The organism is Micrococcus luteus (genome assembly GCF_022664405.1).
In the GTDB taxonomy this organism is placed as follows: domain Bacteria; phylum Actinomycetota; class Actinomycetes; order Actinomycetales; family Micrococcaceae; genus Micrococcus; species Micrococcus luteus.
Genome location: NZ_JAKRLB010000049.1, coordinates 1 through 955, shown reverse-complemented (window position 1 = coordinate 955; position 955 = coordinate 1). Strand labels below are relative to the sequence as shown.

The window sequence follows — 955 nt, the reverse complement described above, 5'->3', positions numbered from 1 at the left end:
ATGAACTCGGCGAAATTGCATTACGAGTAAAGATGCTCGTTACGCGCAGAAGGACGGAAAGACCCCGTGACCTTTACTATAGTTTGGTATTGGTATTCGGTGTGACTTGTGTAGGATAGGTGGGAGACTGTGAAGCGGGCACGCCAGTGTTCGTGGAGTCGCCGTTGAAATACCACTCTGGTCACTCTGGATATCTAACTTCGGCCCGTGATCCGGGTCAGGGACAGTGCCTGATGGGTAGTTTAACTGGGGCGGTTGCCTCCTAAAATGTAACGGAGGCGCCCAAAGGTTCCCTCAGCCTGGTTGGCAATCAGGTGTCGAGTGCAAGTGCACAAGGGAGCTTGACTGTGAGAGTGGCAGCTCGAGCAGGGACGAAAGTCGGGACTAGTGATCCGGCGGCTCGTTGTGGAACGGCCGTCGCTCAACGGATAAAAGGTACCTCGGGGATAACAGGCTGATCTTGCCCAAGAGTCCATATCGACGGCATGGTTTGGCACCTCGATGTCGGCTCGTCGCATCCTGGGGCTGGAGTAGGTCCCAAGGGTTGGGCTGTTCGCCCATTAAAGCGGTACGCGAGCTGGGTTCAGAACGTCGTGAGACAGTTCGGTCCCTATCCTCTGCGCGCGTTGGAAATTTGAGAAGGTCTGTCCTTAGTACGAGAGGACCGGGACGGACGAACCTCTGGTATGTCAGTTGTACCGCCAGGTGCATGGCTGATTAGCTACGTTCGGGATGGATAACCGCTGAAAGCATCTAAGCGGGAAGCCGGCTTCGAGATGAGATTTCCTTGCCCCTTTGAGGGTGTGAGGCCCCCAGCTAGAACACTGGGTTGATAGGCTGGATGTGGAAGCGAGGACTGAAGACTCGTGAAGCTGACCAGTACTAATAGGCCGATGACTTACACACACTCTTATCCTATTGCTTGCTTCAAGGTGATGGGTTGGTGTTCGCGTCC

1 rRNA gene is annotated in these 955 nt (G+C 54.7%); it reads left to right on the top strand.

Annotation, left to right across the window (positions count from 1 at the left end):
* Positions 1-906, top strand: a 23S ribosomal RNA gene (locus MF605_RS11860); the annotation flags it as partial.
* Positions 907-955 lie beyond the last annotated feature (49 nt).